The organism is Corynebacterium glaucum, assembly GCF_030408855.1.
Classification (GTDB): domain Bacteria; phylum Actinomycetota; class Actinomycetes; order Mycobacteriales; family Mycobacteriaceae; genus Corynebacterium; species Corynebacterium glaucum.
Genome location: NZ_CP047358.1, coordinates 2,160,341 through 2,186,809, shown reverse-complemented (window position 1 = coordinate 2,186,809; position 26,469 = coordinate 2,160,341). Strand labels below are relative to the sequence as shown.

At 63.5% G+C, this 26,469-nt stretch carries 23 protein-coding genes; 7 read left to right on the top strand and 16 right to left on the bottom strand.

Annotated elements, in window-relative coordinates:
- Positions 1-20: 20 nt before the first annotated feature.
- The 4 genes from CGLAUT_RS10650 to CGLAUT_RS10635 form a co-directional block, all read right to left on the bottom strand.
- Positions 21-512: a Na(+)/H(+) antiporter subunit C gene (locus CGLAUT_RS10650; protein ID WP_290185107.1), complete on the bottom strand. Its 492-nt coding sequence runs from the start codon at positions 510-512 to the stop codon at positions 21-23.
- A complete protein-coding gene (locus tag CGLAUT_RS10645) occupies positions 513-3,533 on the bottom strand; it encodes a Na+/H+ antiporter subunit A (RefSeq protein ID WP_290185106.1) in 3,021 nt (1,006 codons plus the stop codon).
- A 294-nt stretch (positions 3,534-3,827) separates the two neighbouring features.
- On the bottom strand, positions 3,828-4,451 hold the full coding sequence (locus tag CGLAUT_RS10640) for an acetyl-CoA acetyltransferase (RefSeq protein WP_290185105.1): 624 nt from the start codon (positions 4,449-4,451) through the stop codon (positions 3,828-3,830).
- A gap of 216 nt (positions 4,452-4,667) precedes the next feature.
- On the bottom strand, positions 4,668-6,047 hold the full coding sequence (locus tag CGLAUT_RS10635; RefSeq protein ID WP_290185104.1) for a M20/M25/M40 family metallo-hydrolase: 1,380 nt from the start codon (positions 6,045-6,047) through the stop codon (positions 4,668-4,670).
- 274 nt (positions 6,048-6,321) lie between these two features.
- Here CGLAUT_RS10635 and groL point away from each other — a divergent pair, with 274 nt between their 5' ends.
- Positions 6,322-7,959, top strand: coding sequence for a chaperonin GroEL (gene groL, locus CGLAUT_RS10630; RefSeq protein WP_095660708.1), 1,638 nt, complete (start codon positions 6,322-6,324; stop codon positions 7,957-7,959).
- An 87-nt stretch (positions 7,960-8,046) separates the two neighbouring features.
- On the opposite strand, the gene CGLAUT_RS10625 is transcribed toward groL, so the two are convergent.
- Positions 8,047-9,111, bottom strand: coding sequence for an alpha/beta hydrolase family protein (locus tag CGLAUT_RS10625; RefSeq protein WP_290185101.1), 1,065 nt, complete (start codon positions 9,109-9,111; stop codon positions 8,047-8,049).
- A gap of 398 nt (positions 9,112-9,509) precedes the next feature.
- On the opposite strand from CGLAUT_RS10625, the gene CGLAUT_RS10620 reads away from it, so the two are divergent.
- The 4 genes from CGLAUT_RS10620 to CGLAUT_RS10605 all read left to right on the top strand — a co-directional run bounded on the left by CGLAUT_RS10620 (position 9,510) and on the right by CGLAUT_RS10605 (position 11,578).
- The gene (locus tag CGLAUT_RS10620; RefSeq protein ID WP_290185099.1) at positions 9,510-9,665 is read left to right on the top strand and encodes a hypothetical protein; all 156 of its coding nucleotides are present in this window, start codon (positions 9,510-9,512) and stop codon (positions 9,663-9,665) included.
- A gap of 89 nt (positions 9,666-9,754) precedes the next feature.
- Positions 9,755-9,892 carry a hypothetical protein gene (locus CGLAUT_RS10615; protein ID WP_290185097.1) on the top strand — a complete coding sequence of 46 codons (138 nt, stop codon included), beginning with the start codon at positions 9,755-9,757 and terminating at the stop codon, positions 9,890-9,892.
- A 131-nt stretch (positions 9,893-10,023) separates the two neighbouring features.
- Positions 10,024-10,923 carry a polyphosphate kinase 2 gene (gene ppk2, locus CGLAUT_RS10610; protein ID WP_290185096.1) on the top strand — a complete coding sequence of 300 codons (900 nt, stop codon included), beginning with the start codon at positions 10,024-10,026 and terminating at the stop codon, positions 10,921-10,923.
- Positions 10,916-11,578 (top strand): enoyl-CoA hydratase-related protein, encoded by a 663-nt coding sequence (locus CGLAUT_RS10605; RefSeq protein ID WP_290185095.1) that lies wholly within the window; start codon positions 10,916-10,918, stop codon positions 11,576-11,578. Before ppk2 ends, CGLAUT_RS10605 begins: the two co-directional genes overlap by 8 nt.
- A 25-nt stretch (positions 11,579-11,603) precedes the next feature.
- Here the strand turns inward: CGLAUT_RS10605 and CGLAUT_RS10600 are convergent, their stop codons facing one another.
- The 5 genes from CGLAUT_RS10600 to CGLAUT_RS10580 form a co-directional block, all read right to left on the bottom strand.
- A complete protein-coding gene (locus CGLAUT_RS10600; protein ID WP_290185093.1) occupies positions 11,604-12,704 on the bottom strand; it encodes a hypothetical protein in 1,101 nt (366 codons plus the stop codon).
- Positions 12,705-13,018: 314 nt separating this feature from the next.
- On the bottom strand, positions 13,019-13,753 hold the full coding sequence (locus CGLAUT_RS10595; RefSeq protein WP_095660703.1) for an amino acid ABC transporter ATP-binding protein: 735 nt from the start codon (positions 13,751-13,753) through the stop codon (positions 13,019-13,021).
- A complete protein-coding gene (locus tag CGLAUT_RS10590; RefSeq protein WP_095660702.1) occupies positions 13,754-14,425 on the bottom strand; it encodes an amino acid ABC transporter permease in 672 nt (223 codons plus the stop codon). It abuts the gene before it with no gap.
- Positions 14,409-15,068, bottom strand: coding sequence for an amino acid ABC transporter permease (locus CGLAUT_RS10585; RefSeq protein WP_095660701.1), 660 nt, complete (start codon positions 15,066-15,068; stop codon positions 14,409-14,411). Before CGLAUT_RS10585 ends, CGLAUT_RS10590 begins: the two co-directional genes overlap by 17 nt.
- A 4-nt stretch (positions 15,069-15,072) precedes the next feature.
- A complete protein-coding gene (locus tag CGLAUT_RS10580) occupies positions 15,073-15,960 on the bottom strand; it encodes a cysteine ABC transporter substrate-binding protein (protein WP_095660700.1) in 888 nt (295 codons plus the stop codon).
- 193 nt (positions 15,961-16,153) lie between these two features.
- On the opposite strand from CGLAUT_RS10580, the gene CGLAUT_RS10575 reads away from it, so the two are divergent.
- Complete coding sequence (locus CGLAUT_RS10575) at positions 16,154-17,965, top strand: metallophosphoesterase family protein (RefSeq protein WP_290185091.1); 1,812 nt, start codon at positions 16,154-16,156, stop codon at positions 17,963-17,965.
- Between the two features lie 34 nt (positions 17,966-17,999).
- On the opposite strand, the gene CGLAUT_RS10570 is transcribed toward CGLAUT_RS10575, so the two are convergent.
- The 6 genes from CGLAUT_RS10570 to CGLAUT_RS10545 all read right to left on the bottom strand — a co-directional run bounded on the left by CGLAUT_RS10570 (position 18,000) and on the right by CGLAUT_RS10545 (position 25,130).
- Positions 18,000-21,776: a Pls/PosA family non-ribosomal peptide synthetase gene (locus CGLAUT_RS10570; protein ID WP_290185090.1), complete on the bottom strand. Its 3,777-nt coding sequence runs from the start codon at positions 21,774-21,776 to the stop codon at positions 18,000-18,002.
- 395 nt (positions 21,777-22,171) lie between these two features.
- On the bottom strand, positions 22,172-22,768 hold the full coding sequence (locus CGLAUT_RS10565; RefSeq protein WP_290185088.1) for a hypothetical protein: 597 nt from the start codon (positions 22,766-22,768) through the stop codon (positions 22,172-22,174).
- Positions 22,769-22,847: 79 nt separating this feature from the next.
- Positions 22,848-23,495 (bottom strand): hypothetical protein, encoded by a 648-nt coding sequence (locus CGLAUT_RS10560; protein ID WP_290185087.1) that lies wholly within the window; start codon positions 23,493-23,495, stop codon positions 22,848-22,850.
- A gap of 115 nt (positions 23,496-23,610) precedes the next feature.
- Positions 23,611-24,051, bottom strand: coding sequence for a MarR family winged helix-turn-helix transcriptional regulator (locus CGLAUT_RS10555; protein ID WP_290185085.1), 441 nt, complete (start codon positions 24,049-24,051; stop codon positions 23,611-23,613).
- Positions 24,052-24,264: 213 nt separating this feature from the next.
- A complete protein-coding gene (locus CGLAUT_RS10550; RefSeq protein WP_290185083.1) occupies positions 24,265-24,564 on the bottom strand; it encodes a rhodanese-like domain-containing protein in 300 nt (99 codons plus the stop codon).
- Positions 24,565-24,596: 32 nt separating this feature from the next.
- A complete protein-coding gene (locus CGLAUT_RS10545) occupies positions 24,597-25,130 on the bottom strand; it encodes an inorganic diphosphatase (protein ID WP_095660693.1) in 534 nt (177 codons plus the stop codon).
- Between the two features lie 64 nt (positions 25,131-25,194).
- Here CGLAUT_RS10545 and dacB point away from each other — a divergent pair, with 64 nt between their 5' ends.
- Complete coding sequence (gene dacB / locus CGLAUT_RS10540) at positions 25,195-26,466, top strand: D-alanyl-D-alanine carboxypeptidase/D-alanyl-D-alanine endopeptidase (protein WP_290185082.1); 1,272 nt, start codon at positions 25,195-25,197, stop codon at positions 26,464-26,466.
- Positions 26,467-26,469 lie beyond the last annotated feature (3 nt).

The window sequence follows — 26,469 nt, the reverse complement described above, 5'->3', positions numbered from 1 at the left end:
TGTCCGCAAACTGCTGCAGGCTAACGTTCACCGTCGGCCTCCCTCACCGGGTTCTCGAAGAAGTGCGGGCCGAAGGCGTCGCCCGAAGACGACAGGCGCCCGGTCTCCGGGTCGTCGGAAGCGTCGTGATCCGGTGCGGCCGACGGGGTGGTCGGGCGCGTGGCCACGGCGCGGTCCTCTTCATCGCGCTCGATGATGTCGTCCGTGCGGTAGCGGTACTGGCGGTAGGCCAGCGACAGCATGAAGCCCGCGAGCGCCATCGAGATCACAATCGCGGTGAGGATCATCGCCTGCGCGAGCGGGTCCGCCATCTCCGCGGCCACCTCGGAGGAGCGCTCGAGGATCGGCGGGGAGCCCGCCTGACCGCCGGCCTGCAGCAGCAGCAGGTTGCCGCCGTTGCCGATCAACAGCACGCCCATGATCATCTTGGTCAGCGCGCGGTCCAGCATGAGGTACACCCCGCACGTGATCAGCACGCCGGAGCCGATGAGGAGGAACAGGTTCGCTTCCATCTAGTCGTTGTCCTCCCTCTTGGTGTCGACCTTGGCGTCGAGCTTGGTGTCGACTGCGGTTGAACCGGCCGTCGCAAAGTCAACTCTTTCCTCTTGCCGAGCCTGCCGTACTTTTGCCTGCTTGTTGCGCCGCTTCTGGTTTTTCTCCTGCAGCTCTCGCGCGCGGTCGCGGGCGCGCTCCTTGCGCAGGTCCTCCTCGCGGTCGAGGTAGGCACCCATGGAGGTGAGGACGTGCATGATCAGGCCAATGACGATGACGTACACGCCGGCGTCGAAGACTAGCGCGCTCGGCACGTCGAACTCGCCGATCAGCGGCAGCTCCAAACTGACGTAATTACTCATCAGCGGCGGGTAGCCGAAGAACAGCGGGGTGACCACCGCGAGGAACGAAATCATGATGCCGGCACCCAGCAGTTTCGCCGGGTCGATGGGCAGCGCCTCCTCGATCTCCTCGCGCCCGCCCGCGAGGTAGCGCAGCGAGAACGCAAGCGCCGCAACAAGTCCGCCGGCGAAACCGCCGCCCGGCGCGTTGTGGCCGGAGAAGAAGAAGTACACGGACAGCAGCATCATTGACGGGAACAGAATGCGCGTGACCACATCGACCATGATGGAGCGGTTTTGCTCCGTCTCGCTGGCCACGCCGGCGGCGAGCCAACGCGCCTTTGTGGTGGACAGCGTCGGTCGGCGCGACGCGCGGCCGAACTTGCCGGTGCCAAAGATCAGGCTGGCCACGCCGGTCGCCGCGATGACTAGCACAATGATCTCGCCGAACGTATCGGCCGCGCGCAGGTCCACCAGCAGCACGTTCACGGTGTTGCGGCCGTGGCCGATCTCGTACGCCAGATCCGGCATGTGCTGCGAAATCGGATCCGCCACCCGCGCGGACATCGCGGTCATGGCCACGGTGGTCACGCTGAGTCCCACGCCGATAGACAGCCACGCGCGCAGGCGGTTGTCGTCAGTGCGCGGCTCAACCTCGGTGGGCATCTTGCGCAGCACCAGCATGAAAATCACCATCACGATGGTCTCCACCAGCGCCTGCGTCAGCGCCAGGTCCGGTGCGCCGTGGAGTGCGAAGATCATCGCCAGGCTGTAGCCGGTCAAGCCCACCATCACCAGCGCAGACAGGCGGTTGTTCTGCAGTGTGGCAAATACCGCCATGGCCACCATGATGATGACCACGATGCCCTGCCACGCGCTGTCCCACAGAATCATGCGGATGCTGTTGCTCTCGCCGAAGATCAGGTACGCCAGCGGCACCACCATCAGCGTCGCAAAAATCATCGCCAGGTTGATGGTCAGCGAGCCGCGCTGCGTCGACGCCGTCAGGCGCAGCGAGATGGTCCGCAGGGCACTGAGCAGGTTGTCCCATACTGCGTCGGCATCACCCAGCGCCGGGCGCTCCGGCTGTGCGCGCCGCACCAGGTCACGCTGCCAGAACATCACCGCACCAGCAGCAACAATCACCACAGTCAGGATCAGCGGCACAGTCACCCCATGCCACAGCTTGAGCTCTTGCTTATCGACGGCCGGGAAGCGCACTCCCAAGTAATCGTTAAAGGCCCCCGAGAACCACGCCGGGAACATGCCGAAGACCACCGTGCAAATGGTGAGGACGAGCGGGGAGAGCCACATGGTGGGCACGATGTCGTGCATCTCGCGCACGACCGGGGAGTAGCCCTTGTCGTCGACGTCTTCAACATCGCCCTTGGTGGCGAACGCCCCGTGCAGGAAGTACAACGAGTACGCCATGGTGAGGATGGAGCCGACGACCAGCACCACGAGCGTGATCTTGCCCGGCATACCGGTGAGCAGCTCCTCGTGCAGCACCGCTTCGAGCGCGGCTTCCTTGGCCACGAAGCCGAACAGCGGCGGGATGCCCGCCATCGAGGCCGCCGACACGATGGCCAGGATGGCAATGATCGGCTCCTTTTTGCCCAAGCCCGAGAGCTTGCGGATGTCGCGCGTCCCGGTGGCGTGGTCGATCGCGCCGACCACCATGAACAGCGTCGCCTTGAACAACGAGTGTCCGAACGTGAGCGCCAGGCCAGCCATGGTGGCTTCGCGCGAACCGATGCCAATCACCGCGGTGATGAATCCCAGCTGCGAAACGGTGCCGTAGGCGAGGATGAGCTTGAGGTCGCGCTGCTTCAGTGCCATCCAGCCGCCGAGCAGCATGGTCGCGCAGCCGGTGGTGAGGACGACGAGGTGCCAGGTCTGCACCGCGGCGAGGTCCGGCGCCAAGCGCGCGACCAGATAGATGCCCGCCTTCACCATGGCAGCGGAGTGCAGGTACGCCGAGACCGGGGTCGGTGCCGCCATCGCACCGGGCAGCCAGAAGTGCCACGGGGCTTGCGCCGACTTGGTCAGCGCGCCAAGCATGATGAGCACGATCGCGACCGAGATACCGGTGGTGGCCTCGAGGTCGGCGAATTGGGAGATCTCGGAGAGCTTCCAGATGCCGGTCTGCGCGCCGAGCAGATTGATGCCCACAAGCATCGCGAGGCCGCCGAACGACGTGATCAGCAGAGCCTGGATGGCTGCGCGCCGGGACGAGGCGCGCTCGCCGTAGTAGGAGACCAACAGGTACGACAGCACCGAGGTCAGCTCCCAGAACACGTACATCAGTAGGAAGTTGTCCGAGATCACCAACCCGTACATGACGGTGGCAAACATGGTCAGCTCGGCGGCGAACTTGGCCAGGCGGCGCGGGTTCTGGTCGAAGTAGCCCCAGCAGTAAAACAGCACCAGCGCGCCGACACCCAGGATGATGAGGCTGAACAGCGCCGCGAGGGCGTCAAGCCGGAATTCCAGATTAAGGTGCGTCGACGGCATCCATTGAAACGCCGCAACGATCTCGCCGCCGTCGCGGAACACGCCACGATTGAACAGGCTGACCATCCAACCGAAGCCAACGGCCGGGACGATTGCGAGGATGCCGAACGCCGGGCGCCCAATCACTCGCAGAAGAACCGGTGCTGCAACCGTCGTGGCGAATAGCGCGATGAGCAGCGTCAGCACGTCCTACGGCCCTCCTCGGTGCGTAGCAGTTGGGGTGGCGAGGCCGCGACCGTTGAAAACTCTTCGAACTCAGTTTGGAAACGTCGTAAGAAACGTTGTGAGAAACACCGTATTTAACTTGCACAAAGTGGCGACAAGATAAAAGGCGCGTCAGGGTTACATGGCGCGGCCAACGCTTGGCATTTTACATAAGCCGAGCGCAATCGACACGCGACACCCTCCGAGCAGCGAAAACGCCCGGCTTTCAGGCCGGGCGCCGGGGTTGCCGTTGACGGTTCAACTATCGGCCGATATTTAGAGGTTGCCGTGGATGCGCTGTGCGCCGGCAGACATTGCGGCGGCCGCGGACGCTTCCGGGGTGCCGCCGAAACCAATGACCCATGCCTTGCGGTGATCGCGCTCGGAGTGACCGATCTTCAGGCAGGTCGCGGTCGCCTCAAAGATCTCGATCTGGTGGAATGCGAGGATCTCGACGTAGCGGCGGTGGCGGTCGAGGAGCTGGCTGATCGCGCGAACTGGGCCGGTAGCCTCGATCGTCTCGTGGAAATTCCGCGAGGCGGAAGCCTTCGGGCTGGCGTAAACGTCGAAGGAGTACTCGGACTTCATCCAATCCTTCTGCTTGCACGCAGTGAGCGTGACTTTCAGCGTCGGCTCCGGCGCGTAGGTGGCTATGAATAGACCCCAGTCCATGTCGCGTGCTTCGTGGCGAAGCTCGCGGGGGAGGTTGGCGTCGATTTCGTAGCGCGCCTTGAGTGGGTCGGGCTCGATGTGCTGCTCAGCCGGTTCAGCGTGAGGCGCGTGCTGCGGGTGACCCTCGAGGTGCGGGTGCGCCGTCGACAAGAGGTGCAGTGCGCCGTGGAGCGAGTGGGTACGATCGGTGTGGGTAGCGGCGGTGCTGGTGGCGGTGGCGGTGAACATGGGCGGTACTCCTTGAAGTAGCTGGGGCCTTGCTGGGGTCTGACCCTGGTAGTGGGGTGCTAACGACTACTTCCGCGCGCCGCGGGGTCTGTTTACGCGGCGGGGTCCGTAGCCTCGGCTACTCGGAGTACAAGGAGAGTTCTTTGTGTTGCAGATCACAGTAGCCGATACAACAGTGATCTGCAACACAACTATCAACTCACGCACATGCTCCGTCTATTTTCCGTAGGTGAGCAGGAACGTTGCCTCTGCGATGGCGACGTGCTCGATTTCCGTCGGGTCGACGGATTCATCAATGCCGTGGATGTTCGCGGCCGGATCCGCGACACCGTACAGCGCGAACTCTGCGTCGGGAAAGTTCTTCTGCAGGGTCACGGTGAGCGGGATGGAACCGCCGGTGCCAACCACGGTGAGGCGCTCAGCGCCGTAGGCGTCCTGCATACACTTGCCAAAATGCTGCACCGCCGGACCGTTTGGGTCCGTGGAAAACGGCTCGTTCACACCCGTGACGCTCACCTCAACCTTTGCGCCCCACGGCGCGCGTGCGTAGATCTGCTCCTCCACCTTCTTCGCCACTTCGGCAGCAGACTGGGGTGCGGGCACGCGCAGGTTGAACTGGGCCTCGGCGGTCGAGTTCACGATGTTCGTTGCGTCTTTCACCGGCACCGAGGTAAAGCCGATGACGGTGATGGCGGGGCGTGCCCACACCATGTCTGCCGGCTCGTCGTCGACGGTGCCGAGCAGCTGCACCCCATCGAGTACGCGGGCATCCTTGCGGAACGTCTCGCGGTCGTACGGGTCGCCTTCCCACTTCGCAGTGGTGTCCACGCCTTCAATGGTGGTGCGTCCGTGCTCGTCAAAGAAGGAGTCGATGATGCGGATCAGCGCATGCGCCGCATCCGGTGCCGCGCCGCCCCAGCCGCCCGAGTGAACTGGCCCTTCGAGGGTGGCCACCTTGATGCGCACCTGCGCGCCACCGCGTAGGTGGGTGGTCAATGTCGGGATGCCGGCGGCCACGTTGCCACCGTCGCCAATGAAAATCACATCTGCCGTGAACAAGTCGGGATTGGCGTCGATGAGCTTGCCCAAGCCGTCGTCGCCGCCGAGCTCCTCCGAACCTTCCACGACCACCTTGATGCCGAGGTCGGTGCCGCCGTTCTCCTGGACCATGCGCAGAGCTTCGAGGTGCATGATGACGTTGCCCTTGCAGTCCGCGGCGCCGCGGCCGTACCAGCGGCCGCCCCGCTCGTCGAGCTCGAGTGGGTCGTTCGTCCACACGGCCGGGTTCTGGGCGGGCACGACATCGTAGTGGGAGTAGAGGAGGACGGTAGGGGCATCGCCCACCGGCTCCTTCACGCCGATGATGGTGTCCGCATCATCCACGGTCGGGTGTCGGGTGACGTCAAGACCGAGCGCCTCGAGCTTGGCAGTCACCCACTTTGCGGCTTCCTCGTGGGTCGCGGCGTGCTCCGGCATAGAGTGCGGGGAGTAATGGGAGATCAGCTCCGAGAGTTCCTGGAAGATGCGCTCTCGGTTCGGCGAGAAGGTGAAATCGGTGCTGGTCGCTGCGCTGTTTACTGTACCGTCGTTACTCATATCCCCACGCTACCACCGCATTTTTGGACTGGATTCGCGTTTGAAAGGGCCGTCGATAAGCGAAAAGAGCCTGGGTGCTGAAACCTTGCGCCGATCTTGCACTCGACCCATGCGAGTGCTAAAAATGGGTGCTGGCACTTGAACAATGCGAGTGCTAAATGAACCTTCGAGTAGGTGAGGCTGAACCACTCATCAGCCGTGCCGTCGCGGGCGCCTGCTTGGAACCGACGAATTGAGTGCTCGTTCCCATATATATAAGGAGCAACAAACTCACATGGCAAAGATGATTGCATTCGACGAGGAAGCACGCCGCAGCCTCGAAAACGGACTGAACACCCTGGCAGACGCAGTGCGCGTCACCCTTGGCCCAAAGGGCCGCAACGTGGTGCTGGAGAAAAGCTGGGGCGCGCCGACGATTACCAATGACGGTGTGACCATCGCCAAGGAAATCGACCTCGAGGACCCGTACGAGAAGATCGGCGCCGAGCTGGTCAAGGAAGTTGCGAAGAAGACTGACGACGTCGCCGGCGACGGCACCACCACCGCAACCGTCCTCGCCCAGGCGCTCGTGCGCGAAGGCCTGCGCAACGTCGCGGCCGGCTCCAACCCGATGGGCATCAAGCGCGGCATCCAGGCTGCCACCGAGAAGGTCTCCCAGTCCCTGCTCAACTCCGCCAAGGAGGTTGAGACCCAGGAGGAGATCGCGTCCACCGCAGGCATTTCCGCCGGTGACCCGGAGATCGGCAAGAAGATCGCCGAGGCGATGTACGCCGTGGGCAACGGCTCCGTGAACAAGGAGTCCGTGATCACCGTCGAGGAGTCCAACACCTTCGGCGTGGAGCTCGAGGTCACCGAGGGTATGCGCTTTGACAAGGGCTTCATCTCCGCATACTTCGCCACCGACATGGAGCGCGGCGAGGCTGTGCTCGAGGACCCGTACATCCTGCTGGTCTCCGGCAAGATCTCCAACGTCAAGGAGCTCGTGCCGGTGCTCGAGCAGGTCATGCAGTCCGGTAAGCCGCTGCTGATCATCGCCGAGGACGTCGAGGGCGAGGCCCTGTCCACCCTCGTGGTGAACAAGATCCGCGGCACCTTCAAGTCTGTGGCTGTGAAAGCACCGGGCTTCGGCGATCGCCGCAAGGCCATGCTGCAGGATCTGGCGATCCTCACCGGCGGCCAGGTCATCTCCGAGGAGGTCGGCCTGTCCCTGGAGACCGCCGGCATCGAGCTGCTCGGCCAGGCACGCAAGGTTGTGGTGACCAAGGACGAGACCACCATCGTTCAGGGCTCCGGCGACCAGGCTCAGATCGAGGGCCGCGTGAAGCAGATCCGCGCCGAGATCGAGAACTCCGACTCCGAGTACGACCGTGAGAAGCTGCAGGAGCGCCTGGCCAAGCTGGCCGGTGGCGTTGCAGTGATCAAGGTTGGTGCTGCCACCGAGGTGGAGCTCAAGGAGCAGAAGCTGCGCATCGAGGACGCCGTGCGCAACGCGAAGGCTGCTGTTGAGGAGGGCATCGTCGCCGGCGGTGGTGTTGCACTCCTGCAGGCTGCCAAGGAGCTCGAGGGCGACCTCGGTCTTGAGGGCGACGAGGCTACCGGCGTGCGCATCGTCCGCGAGGCACTGTCCGCACCGCTGAAGCAGATTGCGCTGAACGCCGGCCTGGAGCCGGGCGTTGTCGCCGACAAGGTTGCGCACCTGCCGGAGGGCGAGGGCCTGAACGCCGCCACCGGTGAGTACATCAACATGCTGGCTAACGGCATCGCTGACCCGGCGAAGGTGACCCGTTCTGCGCTGCAGAACGCTGCTTCCATCGCCGCACTGTTCCTCACCACCGAGGCTGTCGTTGCTGACAAGCCGGAGCCGGCTGGCGCAGGCGCTGGCATGGATCCGGAAGCTATGGGCATGATGTAAGCTCTGCCCCCTCCCGCAGGAAAGCCCGCTTCGTGCGGGTTTTTCGCATTCAATGCTTATCGACGGCCCATTGTGACCGACCTTGTTCTACCGAGCGGCGCGACCGTCGCGCTGCGCCACCCACTCGTGGATCGGCGCCTGAGCCTCCGAGATGGACTTGCCGTGGCCCACGCCGTCGAGCTCGACGTACTTCACCTCAACGCCCGCCGCCTCCCAGGCGTTGACCTGGCCGATGACGTGTTCGCGGTTGATGGTGGTGTCCTGGTTGCCGACCAGGACCAGGACTGGGCCCTGCGGGTGCATGAGCTCGAGACGCTGCTCATCCAGGCGCGCCTGCAGCACGGTGGTGTCGGCATTGGAGAAGAAGAGGTCTCCGCCGGAAATATCTTCCACTTCCTCCTCTAACTCGGGGAGAGTCAGAGTGTTCGCCTTCGCAACGAGCTCGCGCCCGAGGTCGGAGAGGAAGGCGTCGCCGTCGACGTCCTCAAACGCGTTCATCGCGGACGCGAGCACGATGGGGAAGAAGCGCACCGCGCGGCCTGAGAGCATGCGCGCGACGTCCACCGGGCCGATGCCCATGATGCGCAGATTCTTGTTCACCAGCTCGGTGTCACCGGGCGCGATCGCCACGGTTCCCACTAGTCCCTCTGTGGGGTTGTCCGCTGCCGCAAGCGCAGAGTACCCGCCCTGCGAGTAACCAACGTTCACCCAGTGCTGCGCATTGAACTTTTCCTTCGCAGTTTCGACCAGACCGTTGATCGCCCCGGCGGAACTCACTCGGTGCAGGTAGGTCCCGCCGACTTCCTCCACGCCAAGCCCTTCGTAGTCCGGCTGCAGAACCGTGAACCCGGCATCGACCCAGCTCTGGAGGAAGACCGTTGAGCGCTCGATGTAGCGCCCGATCGGGTCGCCTTCCTTATATAAGGAGGGCGCGCTCGAGGTTGAGATGCCGGTGGTGCCGTGGGCAAAGGAGAGTAGCGGCACTGCAGTTCCAGCCTCGGTTGCGGCGGCGCTTTCGGGCACCGTGACAAGGCCCGACATGGTGACCTCGCCCCGTGCGCCCGGCGCCGGGTAGATCACGCGGTAGGTTGCGGCCCCGGTGGGCGCAGCCGGTGCTCCGTCGGGTTGAAGTTCGTGCCACTCTGCGGCCATCGGAGCTCCTTGGAAGTAGGGGAGGGTTCTGTGAGGGCGTTGCGGATAACTCTAGTGTCGATGCCGTATCACCCCCGGATGTGGGAGCCTGGAAAGCCTGCTTTGGATGCTCTTATCGGGCATTTTGTGCACTGGTGTTACATCAACAAGAGGGCTGTAACTCGGCATTCACCTTTCGGCGACAAATGTTGCTGGTAGCCGGAATTACTTAACAAAAGTTAACGTTGGGGTTAACTAATCCGCCAAAATACTCGAAACCAATCCGGCTGAGAATTTAGAGGAATCTCTTGCGCGAAAGATTGGCTGTGGCATACTACAACCCGTGATGCCCCTCGAAGGGTGTCAGGAAACTGTCAAAACCTCGCCAGGCATCTGGCACCAACACTTAAGGGGACAACATGGATCTCTCCGCAATCATCTCCGCGCTCAAGGACTTCGAGACCTTCGGCAAGAACATCGTCGGCCTGTTCCGCTTCGTCCCGGACTTCCTCCTGAAGCTCACCGAGCTGAACGACAAGGCAACCGGACTGACCCCGGAAGCTAAGGCTAACTAGTAAGTCGACGGTCTGAGTTCTCTCGGACTTAATGACACCCGGCACTCAGTGCCACCCACCAACTCATACTTGCTGAATAGGAGCAAACCATGGAAAACATCACCACCGCTCTCGAGAACTGGAAGTTCGTCTCCTCCGACGCTCACCTCGCTGGCGCTCTTCTGGAGATCCTGAAGTCCCTCGCAGGCGCTGCTGAGAACGCTCACAAGCTGCTCGGCCTGCTCTAAGGCTTAGGCGCTGAGAAAGCGCTCGCAGTTCGCCCCGCCAATCTTGGCGGGGCTTTTTGCATTGCAACCGCTGCCTGATCCGCCACCATCTCACCCCGCAACATGTGGCCGGTCAGCGTAAGATTCCCGGTATGGCTGACCACAAAGAAGACGATATGCCGATGATCGACCTCGCCGCGACCGAAGGCTGGATCGTGGACGATTCTGATGAGGACGACCCGGTGCTCCTCATGCCGGACGGCACGCCGATTCAGACGTGGCGCGAGCAGTACCCTTACGAAGAGCGGATGAGCCGCGATGAGTACGAGGAGAAGAAGCGCGCCCTCCAGATTGAGCTGCTGAAGTGGCAGAACTGGACGAAGGATACCGGTCAGCGCCACATCATCTTGTTTGAAGGCCGCGACGCCGCTGGTAAGGGTGGCACTATTAAGCGCTTTAATGAGCACCTCAATCCGCGCGGAGCGCGCACCGTGGCGTTGGAGAAGCCGTCGCCACGCGAAAGTACCTCCTGGTACTTCCAGCGCTACATTGAACACTTCCCTGCTGCGGGCGAGATCGTGTTTTTTGACCGTTCTTGGTACAACCGCTCCGGTGTGGAGCGAGTGATGGGCTTCTGCACCGAGTCGCAGCACGCTGAGTTCCTCCGCGAGGTGCCGATGCTGGAGAACATGATCCTCGGCTCTGGCATTTCGCTGACCAAGTTCTGGTTCTCCGTCACGCAGAAGGAGCAGCGCACCCGTTTCGCCATCCGCCAGGTGGATCCGGTGCGCCAGTGGAAGCTCTCCCCGATGGACCTGGCCAGCCTGGATAAGTGGGACGACTACACGCGCGCGAAGGAGGAGACTTTCCGCTACACGGACACCGACGAGTCTCCGTGGATCACGATTAAGTCCAACGACAAGAAGCGCGCCCGCCTCAATGCGATGCGCTACATTCTGAGCAAGTTCGAGTACACGAACAAGGATCATGAGATCGTGGGCGAGCCGGACCCGAAGATCGTTAAGCGGGGGCGCGATCAGATCGGTGATTAAGGTCGTCGACTCCGGGCCGGTTCGCGTAATTTCGCTCGACCGGCACGAGAAACGCAATGCGCTCAGCCAGGAGCTTTGCACATTGCTTATCGACGGAATCTTGCACCCGCCCTCCTCAACCCGGGCGATCGTCCTGACCGGGGAGGGCACCGTGTTCAGCGCGGGTGCCGATTTGGATGAGACGGATTTCCAGGACGCGCTCTATCCCGTAATTGCCAAGCTGATGCGCACTATTGTCGCGAGCCCGCTGCCAGCGGTTGCCTATTTGAACGGGCCCGCGATCGGTGCGGGAATGATGTTGGCGATGGCCTGCGATCTGCGGGTTGTTTCCGAGACCGCGGTCTGCTCGCTTCCGGTCACCAAGATTGGCATCGGTGTCGATTCTTGGCCCGTCGAAGCGTTGACCGAACTCATCGGCGGGGCCAGGGCGCGCGCGATGCTGCTTGCGGGGCTTCCGCTGGACGTCGATACCGCGGTAGCTACCGGTTTCGCCGTCGGCCGCGGCAGCCTCGAAGACGCGCTTGCCTTAGCCGGCAACTTTGCCGGCAAGTCCGCCGAGACCGTGGCAAACGTGAAGCAGCAGTTCGCCCCGTCGCTGTTCACCGAAGCTGAACGCGACGCGGGCGTGCAGGCCGCGTGGGGCGCGCGGCGCTAAAGGCGTTCTGGGCGAAAGTTAATAGTTAGCGGCGCCACGGGAATGCGCGCTTCACCTGATCCCACAGGGTGGTGATGGTGGTGGAGATGACCGTGATCACGCCAACTACAGCGTCAGCGACCGGAGTCGTGGGGCGCGGCTTGGGCTGCTGAGTGGTGGTCGACTCGGTGGTGGTCGCGGTCTCGCTCGCGGCCTCCGAGGTGGTCGGCTCAGCCTCCTCGGTGGTGGTCGTGGATTCGGTGGTCGCGGTGGAGGACTCGATCGGAGACTCCGAAGTGGTCAGCTCCGCCTCCGAGGTAGTCGGCTCAGCCGGCTTGGTGGAGGAGGTGGAGGACTCGGTCAAGGTCTCCGAAGTGGTCGGCTCGGCGTCCGTCTGCCCCCCTAGTGCCTTGACCTTGTCGTTGGCGTCCTTAAGCGCCTCTTCGGCCTCGGCTTTCTTAGCGTTAGCCTTCTCCAGTTCAGCCTGAGCTGCAGCAGTCTTCTCCTGCGCCTCAGTCAAAGCAGCCTGCTTGGGGGCTGCGGCCTCTTCGGCAGCTGTCAGTTCAGTTAGGGCGGTCTCTGCCTCCGGGCGTGCTGCGTTCGTTGCTTCCTGTGCCGCGATCAGGTCCTTGATCGCGGCGAGGTGCTCGTTGGTCCACTTAAGCACGTCGGCGGTGGCCTTGCGCACGTCGACGTGGTTGATTGCGTTGCGGCTGCGCTCCTTTGCAGCTTCCAGCTCCACCATTGCGGTGTAGAGGCGCTCTTCCTGGACAATCTCGGCGGCGCGGAGGTCCTCAACAGTCTTCTGCGCTGCATCGCTCTTTGCCTGTGCGGCTTCGAGATCTGCAATCGGCTTTGCGGCCGCGGCCTCTTCCTTCTTCGCAGCGTCTACCTTGTCCTGTGCCTCGGCAGCGGCTGCGGCAGCGGTCTCAGCCGCAGCCTTGGCGGACGCAGCTTCCTGCTTGGCGGCAGCGAGGGCTTGCTCCTTGTCCTTAACCGCGGCCTCTGCCTCTGCGATCGACTGATCGCCCGACTGGTTGGCGGTAGCGGCGGAGGTTGTCGGTTCCTGAGCGAACGCGGCCGGAACGGTGATCGTGCTGACGCCAAGCGCAACGGCAACGAGGCTGGCGCGGAAGGTCTTCTTCATTAAAGTCTCCTGGGAAGATCAGTAGGGCGAGAGCAAGTATAAATAAGCTCCAGAAAATAGAACCATTTCCCCCAAGAAGAGTAGCGGTTAGGTCAAATCGGTGCTGAATGCAGGAAGCGGATCTTGCGGGATTCGTGGTCATTATCACTGGTGAGAACCATGTTGCTAGAAGAAAGTGGCGTGCAGCATTCGACTACTCAACTTGTCTGTACCATTGCCGGGCAAATGCCGGACAAATGCAGGGGCGCCGGCCCCGCGCCCAATGCAAAGCTCCCAGCGACTTCAGCTAGCCAACACCTCGGCAGCCGAACGCCCTAGAAAACCAGCTGGTCTAAGAAGCGCTTTGCGCGATCGCTGGACGGCGATGCAAAGAACTCCTCCGGCGGCGCTACCTCCACAATGCGACCGGCGTCCATGAACACCACGCGATCGGCAACTGCCTTCGCAAACGACATCTCGTGAGTCACCACAAGCATCGTCATCCCGTCGCGCGCGAGTCCCACAACCACCTCCAACACCTCCCGAACGATCTCGGGATCGAGGGAGGCGGTGATCTCGTCGAGAAGCAATGCTTTCGGCTCCATCATCAGCGCGCGCACGATTGCCACGCGCTGTTGTTGCCCGCCGGATAGCTCGCGCGGGCGCGCGTCTGCCTTATCCGCCAGGCCGACTCGCTCGAGCAGCTCCATGGCCCGCTCGCGCGCCTGCGCCTCGTTCGCACCTTGCACCACTTTGGGGGCGAGCAGCAGGTTCTTCATCACCGTCAGGTGCGGGAACAGGTCGTAGGACTGAAACACCATGCCCACATCAGCGCGCACGTCTTTCAGGCGCGTCGTGGCGAGGGTGACGTCGCGGCCGTCGACAAGAATGTGCCCCGAGTCCACCGGCTCGAGGCCATTGACCGTTTTGAGCAGGGTCGACTTACCGCAACCGGACGGGCCGATGATGGCCACGACCTCGCCGCGATCCACGCTCAAGCTCACCCCGTCGAGGGCTCGGTGGCCGTTGGGGTAGGTCTTGCGGACGTCGTGAAGCTTCAAAAGCTCCATTTACTGCCACCTTTCTTCAAGCTTGCGCGCGGCGAGCGAGATGGGGAAACACACGAGGAAGTAGAGCACAAACACCACGCCGTAGATCCACAGGGCGGCGCTGGGGTAGTCGAAACGGTTCGCGTCAATGATCTGCTGTGCGACTTTGAGCACCTCGACGACGCCGATTAGCGCCACGAGCGAGGTGGTCATGATCATGCGGTTGGTCAGGTTGATGGTCAGCGGCAACAGCCCGCGCACCGCCTGCGGCAGCACCACGTGGCGGTAGAGGTCGCGGCCCTCAATGCCCAGCGCCGCGGCGGAGAGGTATTGGTGCCGCGGCACCGCCTGAATAGAGGCGCGCACCAGATCGCCCATCTCGGCGGTGCCCCACAGGGTGAACACGATGATTGCCGCAACCTTGGCGTCGAGGTTGATCCCGAAGCCGCGCGTGAGGTCGAAGTACACCAGAAACAGCAGCACCAGTTGCGGCATGATGCGCACAAACTGCAGGTAGAACTGGGTCACTACCCGCACAATTTTGCTTTTCGACGTCATGACAACGCCAAGGAGCGTACCCAGCACGATCGAAAGCGCCATGGAGATCAGCGCGATCTGCACCGAGACTCCGAGGCCTTGGAGCAGGCGGGCGAAGTTGTTGCCCTGCGCGAGTACCTCAAGATCCGAAAACATTCGCGCGCACCTTCCTCTCAACGGCACCGGCCACCAGCGAAATGGGCAGCAAAATGATCAGGTAGAACGTGACCAGCAGAAGCAGCGCCTCGCGGGTTTCGTAGGTCTGCCCGATCTGCTCCTTCGCCGTGTACACCAAATCCGGCAGTGCGACGATGCTCACCACCGATGTCTCCTTGATCAGGAAGATGATGTTCGCCGTCAGCGCGGGCAGAGCCAGGGCAGTGGCCTGCGGAGTGATCACATGTCGCAGGGCTTGGGTACGGCTCATGCCCAGGCTTAACGACGACTGCATCTGGCTGGCCGGCACGCCTTCCAGACCCGCACGAATTGCCTCGGCCATGTATGAACCGCCGAGGAACCCGAGCCCGATTACCGCACAAGTCTCCGACTCGATGACGATGCCCAACTTCGGCAGGCCGAAGTAGAGGAAGAAGAGCTGCACAAGTAGGGGAGTGTTGCGGGAGACCTCGATGTAGGCCGTGGTGAGTTGGCGCAGCACCGGGATGCGAAAGTACCTGATGGTGGCGCAGAGCGCGCCAACGAGAAACGCCAGCAAAATGCCTTTGGCGGCAACCCTCACAGTGAGGACTGCCGCCTGAGCGTAGACCGGGATGTTATCGGCGACGACCGAGAAATCCATTGGATTAGAGCTTGCCGCCCTCAACGACGAGGTCGTCTGCGGAGACCGCGTCGCCGTAGACCGGCTTCAGGGTCTTCTCGTAGGCGTCGTGGAAGAAGTTCTCCTTGCCCAGCTCGACCAGCTCGTCGTTCATCCAGTCCTTCAGGCTGGTGTTGCCCTTGGCTACTGCGCCAGCGATCGTGTCGATGTCACCCAGTGTCGGGATGGTCGCGGTGAAACCAGGGGTCTGCTCAGCCCATGCGAGCGCCTCGGTGTTGTCGGTGACCCAGGCGTCGCCCCGGCCGTCGATAAGCGCATTGGTGGCTTCGGTGTACTGCTCGAACTTAGTGAGTTTGATCTCCGGGTGGTTCTCTTCCAGGTAAGCCTCTGCGGTCGTGCCCTTGACCACGATGACGTTCTTGCCCTCGAGCTCCTCGACGCTGTTCAGCGGCTTGGCATCCGGGGTGACCGCGCCGAGCGAGACCTTCATGTACGGGTTGGCGAAGTCGACCTTCTCCTGGCGCTCCGGGGTGACGGTGAAATTGGCCAGGATGATGTCGACCTTGTTGGTGTCCAGGAACTCGACGCGCGAGGCGGCTTCGACCGGGACGTACTCAACTTCGACGCCGAGGTCCTCGCCGAGGCGGTTGCCGTACTCGATGTCGTATCCGGCGTAGCCGCCGTTCGCATCGACGTAGCCGAACGGCGCCTTATCGGAGAACACGCCGATCTTCACCGTGCCGTCCTCCTTGATGGCATCCACATCTCGGAAGCTGCTCGAGGCGGAAGGGGCATCGGAACCGGCGGAGTCGCTCGAACCGGAGGAGTCGGAGGAGCAAGCGGTGAGGCTCACTGCTGCGAGGACAGCGGCGACGCCCGCCGCGATGCGCTTGCGATTCGGGATGATAGACATGTTGTTCTACTTTCTCTTGCAGGTGAGACGGTCTTCCTGGCAACCGTTGGCGGCCCGGAAACCGATCTGTATGGAGAAAATACACCACCCTGTCTAGTAAGGGAAAGGGTGCCGGTAATCGCTGCCAAATTCGCTGAGAGTGGGCTGAAAGCTTGCCAAGCGGAACCTGGTCGGGTGGAGTAATTTTTGGCGTATGACGCTGCGCAACTCGTTCCTCGCTACCGCCACCGCAACCGCCATCGCAACCGCTACTGTCATCGCTCTTCCGCTGGGCCTCACCCAGGCCGTCGCCGCTCAACCGGAAAGCCTGCCCGCTTCGGCCCGTCCGTACCTGTACTTCGAAAGCTTCGATGCAGTCCCGAACCCGGCCCACTTCACCCACGACATGCCGAAGGGCTGGAAACAAGACGTCACCGGCGTGACCTCTGGCGAGGAACGCTGGAACGGGTGGACGCTCTCCACCATTCGGCGCTGGACCTGGACGTCTGGCACGGAACAGCGCCACTACTTCACCCAGGGCCACGATCAGGTGGCAATCATCGACTCGAAGCAGCAGCGCCTCGCGCCGCGCGACTCGATGGACGCTTCACTTACCAGCGCCAACATCAACGTCAGTGGCCAGGGCACCGTCGCGCTCGAGTTCGACCACCACTACCGCCAGGGCAAGTCGGGCCAGACCGCCCAGGTGAGCGTGAGCTTCGATGGGGGAGCACAACAGACCGTCGCCACGTTCGATGCGGACCGCTACTCCTCCCACGAGTACTTCGAGATCGATGTTCCGGCCGGCGCGAGCCAGATGCAGGTGACCTTCTCCTACCTCGGCGGCAACGACGACTACTGGTGGGCGCTGGACAATGTTGCGGTTCGTGCTCCGTTCACGCAGGTCGCGGAGCAGCCGAAGGCCATTATCGACGTCATCTCTGACACCCAAGATGACCCCGAAGACTTCAAGCTGGCAGTGGCGCGGCTCAACGCGATGCCTGAAAAGGCTGACGCGCTGGTGATCAACGGCGACCTGGTCGATCTGGGCACGCAGGAACAGTGGGACACCTTCCTCGCCGCACGCGAGGCAGTGCCGCACGATTCCGGCGAGGAGTTCTGGACCATCGGCAACCACGAGCTCTACGGCCACGAGCTGGACTTCCAAGAAAAGATGGACCGCTACATGCAGTACGCGGGCGAGCACACCGGGCAGGACAAGCCGTGGTTTGAAAAGGTCGTGGATGGTGTGCCGATGATCGGCATCTCCACCGAGTACTACCAAGACTCCGACCGTGACGGTAAAGAACCGTTTCAACGCCTGTCGGCCGAGCAGCTCGCCTGGCTCGACTCTCGCCTCGCGTACTGGGATAGCCAGGGTGTGACTGCACTCGTCTTCACCCACCCGCTACTGCCGCAGACGGTGTCCATGTCCCACTCGGCGTGGTACCAGAACGACTTCGAGAATCAGCAGGCACTTTCCAACGTCCTGTCGAAGTACAACGACGTCGTTGCATTCACCAGCCACTCGCATGCATCGCTGTACCAGAACAACTGGTGGGGGACGCGACGTTACGACGGCACTCAGGAAGGCGCGATCGGATTCCCGGTAGTGAACACCGGTGCGATCTTGAACGAGTACATGCCCGACGGCGACCACGACGAGGAAATCGTGGACGAGCAGGCCGCATCCGGCCTCCGCGTGAAGATCTACGACGACCGCGTCCGCGTCGAGGCCTGGGATTTCAAGGCTGGCCACAGTGCCACCAACCCGGAGGGCACGACGAAGCTGATCAAGTACCAGGACTTCTCCAAGCAGGGCCGCCTCACCGCGTCTGACGCGGTGCGAAACCAGGCTGCCGGCGCGGGTTCGAACGCCGGCTCCGAACCGTCGCCGAACCCGCAGCAGGATGGTTCCACAGGCTCGTCTGGATCCGGTATGCCTGCTGCGGTCGGCGTGATCGTCGCCGTGCTCGCGGCGCTCGGCGGTTTGTTCGCGTTCTTCGCGCCGCAGGTGGTGCGCTAGCCAAACACTGCCCGCGCCGGGCCGCAACTAGCCGCTACCGCGGCTCGACCGGGTTGCCCTGCCAGACGGTGCGCTCGCTGAGCACGTCGCCGCGCATCACCAGCGAACCCGGGCCAACCGACGCGTCCGCGCCGATCACCGCACCGGGCAGCACCACCGAGTGCGGCCCCACCGACGCGCCGGCCTCCACCACCACGGCATCCAGCGACATCACGCGGTCCTGGAACAGGTGCGTCTGCACCACCGTGCCGCGCCCCACCGATGCGCCGTCGCCCACGCGGCACAGGTCTGTCTCGGGGAACCAGTACGACTCCACCCAAGCGCCACGCCCGATATCCACCCCGAGCAGCCGCAGCACCAGAGACATCTCGCCGGTGCCCGGCGCCCAGTTGAAGAACCACGGCGCGGCCACCAGCTCAATGAACTGGTCCTGCAGCTCGTTGAGCCACACAAACCACGAGTACAGCGGGTGCTCGCCCGCCCGGTGCGTGCCCACCAGCAGCCACTTCGTCGCCACAGCAACCAGCACCGCGAGTGCGCCGATATACATCCACACCAGCCCACCAGCCAGGTACACCCACCAGCCCAGCACCGGCGTCAAACCCACAACGACCACCGCGAACAGTGCAGCCAGCCACGCATGCGCCATGGGTGCGAGCAGCCGCAGGGTTTCCACAAAGCCCCGCCGGAGCTTCATGCTTGTCGACGGCGCGTACGTCACAGATTCACTTCCCGCCTCGACCTCGACGCGGCGCATTCGCTCCGGCGGCGATCCCCACCAGTTAGATCCCGCTTTCGATTTCTTCGGGCTGGCAGAGAGCACCGCGACCAGGGACTGCTTAGCCAGCTTGCGCCCTGGGGCGACCATGCCGGAGTTACCTACGAACGCGCGTCGACCCACAGTCGTTTGGGCGCTGCGGATCCAGCCGCCGCCGAGTTCGTAGCCGCCGGCAAGCGTGTCGTCGGCAAGAAATGCCCCGTCGCGAACCTCGGTGAGCGTGGGCACCATGACAGCGGTGGACACCTCGGCGTCGTTGCCGATGTGCGCGCCGAGCGTGCGCAGCCACACCGGGGTAAGCAGTGCAGCGTAGACGGGGAAGAAGCGGGTGCGGGCATCATCCATCAGGCGCACGACGGTCCACAGCGCAAGCCCGTGGCGGGAACGCACCGGGGCGATGCCGGGTTTGATGCTCAGCTGCGCAATTCGCACCCCCAGCCAGGTCAGGCCCATGCCGACGCCCTGGTAAACCAGGCCGCCGAGCGGGGAGAGGACCACCGCCCAGCCAATTGACGGCGCGAGTGCCCACACCACTGCAATACCCGCGGCCGCAGCTGCAACGGGTAGGCCAGCGAGCGCCAGCGACGTCAGCGCATACGCCGCTGCCCAGACGATGCCGCGCGGCGGCCGCTCGTCAGGGAAGCGCAGCTTCGAGCGGCCGACCTTCTTCGCGGGCGAGCCCGCCCAACGCGCGCCCTTCTTCACGGGTTTGTCGCCGGTGACGGTGGACCCAGCCTCAACGTGCGCATCCTGGCGGATCTCGGTACCCGGCATCAGGGTCGAGCGGGCACCGATGCGAGCGTCATCGCCGATTGTCACCGCTCCGACGTGCAGTTCATCGCCGTCGAGCCAGTGGCCCGACAGGTCGACGCCCGGCTCGATCGCCGCACCGCTGCCAACCGTGAGTAGACCGGTGACCGGCGGCAACGTCTGAAAGTCCACGCCGCGGCCGATGCGGGCGCCCAGCATGCGCGCAAGCGGCTTGACCAGCCACGCCGCAGAGATATTCGTCGCGCCGGAGGCGGCGAGCCAGCGTTCCGCAGCCCAGAGACGCACGTGCACTGCACCGCCGCGCGGGTACACGCCCGCCTCGATGCGGCCGCGGATTACCCGCGCGCCAAGCGCGCCGACAGGCACGCGGCCGAGTGGGGTGCAGAACACCACAAACGCGAGCACCAGTCCGGACCACGACAGCGCCAGCACGCCTAGTAGCTGCGCGGCCAGGAGCACCCACGTCACTGCTGTGGCGGCACGCAGCGTCATCACCGGCACCATGAGCAGAGTCTGGGCAAGACGCGTAGTTGCGCCAACCGGGGTGACAGCGCGGTCGCGGAGCGTGTGGGTCGTGCCCAAGGAGTCGTCGGTAAGCGATGCTAAAGCCCCGAGTCGAGGGTGGTCGTAGAGGTCGCGCACGGCGATGGTGGGGACGCGCTCGCGCAGGCGCGCGACCAGGGTCGCGGCGGCAAGCGACGTGCCGCCGAGTGCGAAGAAGTCGTCGTCGCGGCTGGCGACGTCCATGCCGAGGACATCGACGAAGGTCTGCGCCACCCATGCTTCGGTTTCGGTGAGACCGACGGCGCTGACCTCGGCGGGCAGCGGCCAGGGGAGGGCCTTTTTGTCGACCTTGCCGGAGGTGCGCACGGGCAGCTCGTCCATCACATGCAGGCGCGGGACGAGCGCGGCCGGCATGACTTCTGCGAGTGCCTCACGCATCGCGATGACGTCGAGGGTGACACCCGGGTCGGGGGAGAGGTAGCCCACCAGCACCTTGTCGCCGCTGGGCAGCGTCTGCGTGGAGACGGCGGAGTTGTAGACCCCGTCCAGGCCCGCGACGTGCGCCTCTACCTCGCCGAGCTCGATTCGGCGGCCGCCGATCTTCACCTGGTCGTCGGCGCGGCCGATAAACGCCAAGCCATTGTCGGCAATTTTCACGTGGTCGCCGGTGCGGTAGGCGCGCGGCCAATCGCCCATCGGCGCGTACTTCTCCGCGTCCTTCGCAGGGTCGAGGTAGCGCGCGAGGCCAACGCCGCCGATGACCAACTCACCGTCGTCGGCGACTTTGAGGTCCCAGCCGTCAAGCGCCCAACCGATGGTCACCGGCTCGCCGGGAATGAGTTTTTGCGCGGAAGCCACCACGGTCGCCTCTGTGGGCCCATACGTGTTCCACATTTCGCGCCCCGTCGCCAAGCGATCGGTGAGCTCCTGCGAGCAGGCCTCGCCGCCGACGATGAGCAAGCGCACGTTGTCAAGCGCTTCCGCAGGCCACAGGCCCGCGAGCGTGGGCACGGTGGAAACGACGGTGATGTCGCGGCGGATCAGCCACGGGCCCAAGTCCTGGCCGGAGCGCACGAGCGCGCGCGGAGCGGGCACCAGGCATGCACCGTGGCGCCACGCCAGCCACATTTCCTCGCAGCTCGCGTCGAAGGCCACCGACAGGCCCGCCAGCACCCGGTCATCGGGCCCGAGCGGTTCCGCCTGGCAGAACAGCCGCGCCTCAGCGTCCACGAAAGCCGCGGCCGAGCGGTGAGTCACCGCCACACCCTTCGGCGTTCCGGTCGAGCCGGAGGTGAAAATAATCCAGCAGTCATCGTCAGGGCTTACTTGCTTATCGACGCCTCCTTGCACCGCCTTCGAGCCCCGCAGCACGCGAAACCCCTCATCCGTCCAGACCGCGTCAATCTTGGCCTCGCCGAAGACCAGCTCCGCGCGCTCGTCCGGGTCGTCGGCGTCGACCGGCACGTAGGCGCAGCCGGCGAACATCGTGGCCAGGATGGCCAGGTAGAGGTCCTTCGAGCCGGAGGTCATGCGGATGCCGACGCGCCCGCCGTGGTCGAGACCATGCGCGTGCAGGTCGGCGGCGAGTGCCTCGACTTCTGCGATGAGCTCGGCGTAGGTGAGCACTTCACCGTCGTCGATTGCGGCGGCCTCGGGGTGCTCCTCCGCAGTGGCGCGGATGATGTCCACGAGGGTGCGCGGTGGCGGCGCGAGGTGCGCGCGCAGCAGGTGCTCGTCGTGGCTGCCCTGGATTGTCATGGCAATAAGGCTAACTAACCTGGCGCGATCATCCAATTTGTTGGTTTGAACCAACGGTTTATTATCGCCCAGCAATGTGGGTGGGTGTTTGACTGGGGTGCGTGGCCACGCGGCCAGCCTCGCCCTCTCCGGCCTCTCTGCCCTTGCCGGCGAATGCCCCCACCGCCACAAGCCCTCTTCGCCACGAGATCTTGGCGACTGTAAAAATTTACGACTGCTCGATCGAGACCTAAGCCAATGCCGACACAAGCGCGCGTCTCAGTAAGTTCCTACAGAGCCGTGTGGAAGGGGTTGGGGGTGGGGGTGGTCCCTGGGCAAGCATGAAAGAAGCCGCCCGCTCAAGCGAGCAGACGGCTTCAAGTGGTGGCACCTATGGCGCCCGATTTGCTACCGAATTAGAACTTCGGCAGGAACTGCTGGATCTGCGGCAGGGCGAAAGCTGCTGCGCCAGCGATCGCTGCGAGAACGCCGATGACGATACCTGCGATAGCACCCGGGGAAAGGGAGCCATCTTCGCTCGAACCCTTGGCGGTCTTGTCACCCTCCTTGGAAGACTGGATGGTGTTGTTTGAAGACCGGTCGCCCTTCGGCTCCTTCTCCTCCTCCTTCGGAGTGTCCTCCTTCGGAGTGTCCTCCTTCGGAGTGTCCTCCTTCGGAGTGTCCTCCTTCGGAGTGTCCTCCTTCGGAGTGTCCTCCTTCGGAGTGTCCTCCTTCGGAGTGTCCTCCTTCGGAGTGTCCTCCTTCGGAGTGTCCTCCTTCGGAGTGTCCTCCTTCGGAGTGTCCTCCTTCGGAGTGTCCTCCTTCGGAGTGTCCTCCTTCGGAGTGTCCTCCTTCGGAGTGTCCTCCTTCGGGGTCTGCTGCTCAACGTTTTGTGCGTCAACGGTCTCCGCAGCGGTAGTCGCATTATCCTCGGCGAATGCGTTCGGAGCGACGATCAGAGAGGTTGCGACTGCGGCGGCAACGCCAGCGGTGCGGATGCGGGAACGGGTCATGGGAAACTCCTCCAGAGAGTTGGAAACAAATAGAGCTATTCAGTTGGAACTGGGTAACCGGAGTTACCCAAGCTTTGGGTTAGAACGCTGCTGCGATCTGGGGCAGCATCGGCAGCGTGACGGCGACGAGGCTAAAGATTGCGGCGATTATGCCGATGGCCAGGCCAATGACAGCACCACCGGCTACCGGGTTGACTCCGGAAAGTTCTGAGGAACTTGTTGCGGAGCCCTTAGTGTTCTTCGGAACCTGGGTAACCAGGGGCTGGTTAATCGACTCGCGTTCATTGCGGTCGTTAGAGGGGCCGGCCTTGACGCGCTCAACCTCGGCAGCGGCGCGGTCGTAGTCGGCCTGGGCTTTCGTCACCTTCTCCATTGCGGCGAGGATCTTCTTTGACCGCTCGTGCTCGTTGTCGATTCGAGCTGCTTCGAACTTACCTGCCTGATCGCCGGTGGCCTTCTTTAGCGCCTCGGACTCGGCCTTTCTTGCCTCGATGGCGTCTTGCTCGATCTTGGTCAGCTCGGCCTTCGCCTCATTGAGCTTCTTTTCAGCTCGCTCAAGCGCGGCCTCGGCGGCGATGAGCTCCGGGTTCGTGTCCTCGGCTGCGTTCTTGTTCTCTTCAGCCGCTATCTCAGCGTTCGGTGTCTCGGCGGAAGCGAACGGGATGGGAGCAGTGATCAGCGCGGCGGACAGGGCTGCAGCAATGCTGGCCGCGCGGAAACGCTTCATGACAAAACTCCTCGACGGACAATGAAAAAAGAAGGGAACAGATATCAGCTTAACGCTGCCGGGCTCCGCTCCGTGAGGCTTCGAGGTGTTTTATTGCGTGTCGCAAAGAATGCGGCTAGCTTTCCTCTTCCAGGATCGCCTTGGAAAGCTTCTTTAGCGATTTGAGCTGCTTCGTTGTCGACATGTCCAAGGCGCGATCTTCGGCCGAGGCGACATCGTCGACAAGCGAGGCGTGCGCCTTGATACCTTTCTTGGTTGGGGTGACAATTTGGCGACGACGATCCCGTGGATCGCGGTCGCGCTTCACCCACTCGTGCTTTTCCAGCGAGTCGACAAGGCGAACCATGTCCGAGGCGTCGATCGCCAAAAGCTCCGAAAGCTGGGTCTGGGAGTAGGGCTGATCGATCACGCAGCTGAGGATCCAGAACTCCCGCATCGACGAACCGTGCTGGCTCAGGGCGCGCTCTACCTCGTCTTTTGTATGTCGGCGGACGCGTTCGATCTGAAACGACGGCGACCGTGTGAGCGAGTGAGGTAGATCTGCGGACTGGGCCATGTCTCAAGCGTAACCAGAAATTGATGGGGTTGCGCCACTTTTGGCGACAGCCATAGGCCGGGCAAAGCTAAACCCGGATATCTACGACACCTTACGTGTGGAAGCTCGCACATAAAGGGGTGTAGATATCCGGGTTTGTGGCTGATATCCGGGTTTATGTCTCAGGGGTACCGAAGCGCCGAAGCGCCGAAGCGTCGAGCCGCCCGAGCCGCCCTAGCCCTGCTCGGACGGCAACCCAGCTTCCACCCACGCGGTGGTCCCGCCGGCGACGTTGATCGCGTTGTCCCACCCCATCGCGTTTTCCAGGTACTCGCCAGCCTGCGCCGAGCGGCCCCCGGATTTGCAGATCAGGTACACGTCCTGATCGGGATCAATCTCGCCAACTCGGGAGATGAACTCGCTCAGCGGCACATTCACCGCGCCGACGGCTCGCTGGGCGGCGAACTCGTCGGGCTCGCGGACGTCGATAAGCTGTGCCCCTTCGGGGACCTGCTGTACCTCTACTTCTTTCATGCCAACCTCTCCCTGAATAAAACCGAGAGGACCTAGTTCTCGGTCTTGGCTTCCTTCTCTTCTTCGAGGCCTTCGCGGGAGTTGTCGCCCACGCGCTTGTACGCATCCAGCGCGGCCTGCAGGATGGACTCGGCTTCGGCACGGTCGCCCCAGCCGGAACCCTGCACGGACTTGCCCGGCTCGAGGTCCTTGTAGTGCACGAAGAAGTGCTCGATCTCGTCCTTGGTGAAGTCGTCGATGTCGGAAATGTCCTGGAAAGACTCGTAGCGCACGTCGTCGAGCACGCAGAGCAGCTTGTCGTCGCCGCCGGCCTCATCGGTCATCTTGAACACGCCGATCGGTCGCGCGATCACGGTCACGCCCGGGAACACCGGCTCCGGCGTGATCACCAGCGCGTCCAGCGGGTCGCCGTCGTCAGCCAGGGAGTCCTCGATGAAGCCGTAGTCCAGCGGGTAGGCCATCGGGGTGAACAGGTAGCGGTCCAGGAAGATGCGGCCAGTTTCGTGGTCCACCTCATACTTGTTGCGCGACCCCTTCGGGATTTCGATGATGACCTCGATTGCCATTGCGGCTCTCCTTTGTTCGATGAATAGTCGCCAGCCATCATACGTGCGCTACGCTTGCCACCTGATGAAAGCTTGGACGTGGGACGCCGCGGCCGCCGCGCTCGTGGGCGTCGGTTCGGTCGCTGGTTTCGGTGTGGTCGCGCACGAGGAGCTCTCCGCTCTCGAACACGGCCCCGCCTACACACTCCCCGCACCAGTCGAGGTCCTCGAGCCAGCTCAAGGTTCGCCCATCGAGAGCAGTTCGCTTTACGACGCCCTGTCGAACGCCGCTTCCAACCCAGCACTCGCCGAGTTTCACGCCCGGGTGACGGACGCCTCCACCGGGGAAGTGGTGTTTGACCAACAAGCCGGTGTGGCGCTGCGCCCTGCTTCCACCACGAAGATCCTCACCGCGGCCGCCGCGATCCTGCAGCTCGGGCCTGACGACGTGGTAACCACGCAGGTTTACCGCGGCGCGAACCCGGGCGAGGTGGTGATCAAGGCTGCGGGCGACGTGTGGATGGACGCCGAGGCCATCGACGCGCTTGCCGCGCAGCTCAATGGCTTGGGCGAGCCCGTGACCAGCGTTGCCATTGACTCTTCTTATTGGGGCCAGATGCCGGAAATGCTGCCCGGCTGGGATCCGGTGGACATCGACGGCGGCTACGTTGCGCCGCTCCAGCCGGCGATGCTCAACGGTGGGCGCGGGCTTGTGGAGGAAACCGGCGACGTGCCGCGTTCGCACGCTCCCGCGCTCGACGTGGCGCAGGCGCTTGCCGGTGCCATCGGCGCCGAGGCCGCCGGCGCTGCCCCGGTGCCCGAGGGTGCGCAGGTGGTCGCGTCAGTGGACTCGCCGGACCTGGTCACCCGCCTGGACATGATGATGAAGCACTCGGACAACGTCTACGCCGAGGCCATCGGCCGCGAAGTTGCCCTGGACCGCGCGGCGACTGACGCGCCGGGGGCGACCATGGCTGCGCTGAGCGAGCACGGCTTCGACACCGCCGGCACCGAGATCCACGACAACTCTGGCCTGTCCACCATGAACCTGATCACGCCGAAGCTGCTGGATTCCATCCTCGCCGACGCCGCCGCCAAGCCGGAGCTGCGTCCGCTGCTGAACACCCTGCCCGTGGCCAGCGGCGAAGGCACGCTCATCGAGCGCTACGGCGACCTGCCGGGCCGCGGCTGGGTGCGCGCCAAGACCGGCACGCTCGACGACACCTCCGGTCTCGCCGGCACCGTGACCAGTGTTAACGGCAACGTGTACACGTTCGCGTTCCTCTCCAACGGTTCGAGCGTGCTGGAGGCGCGCCGGGCGATGGATGAGATGGCCTCGATCCTCCGGGCGTATTAAGGC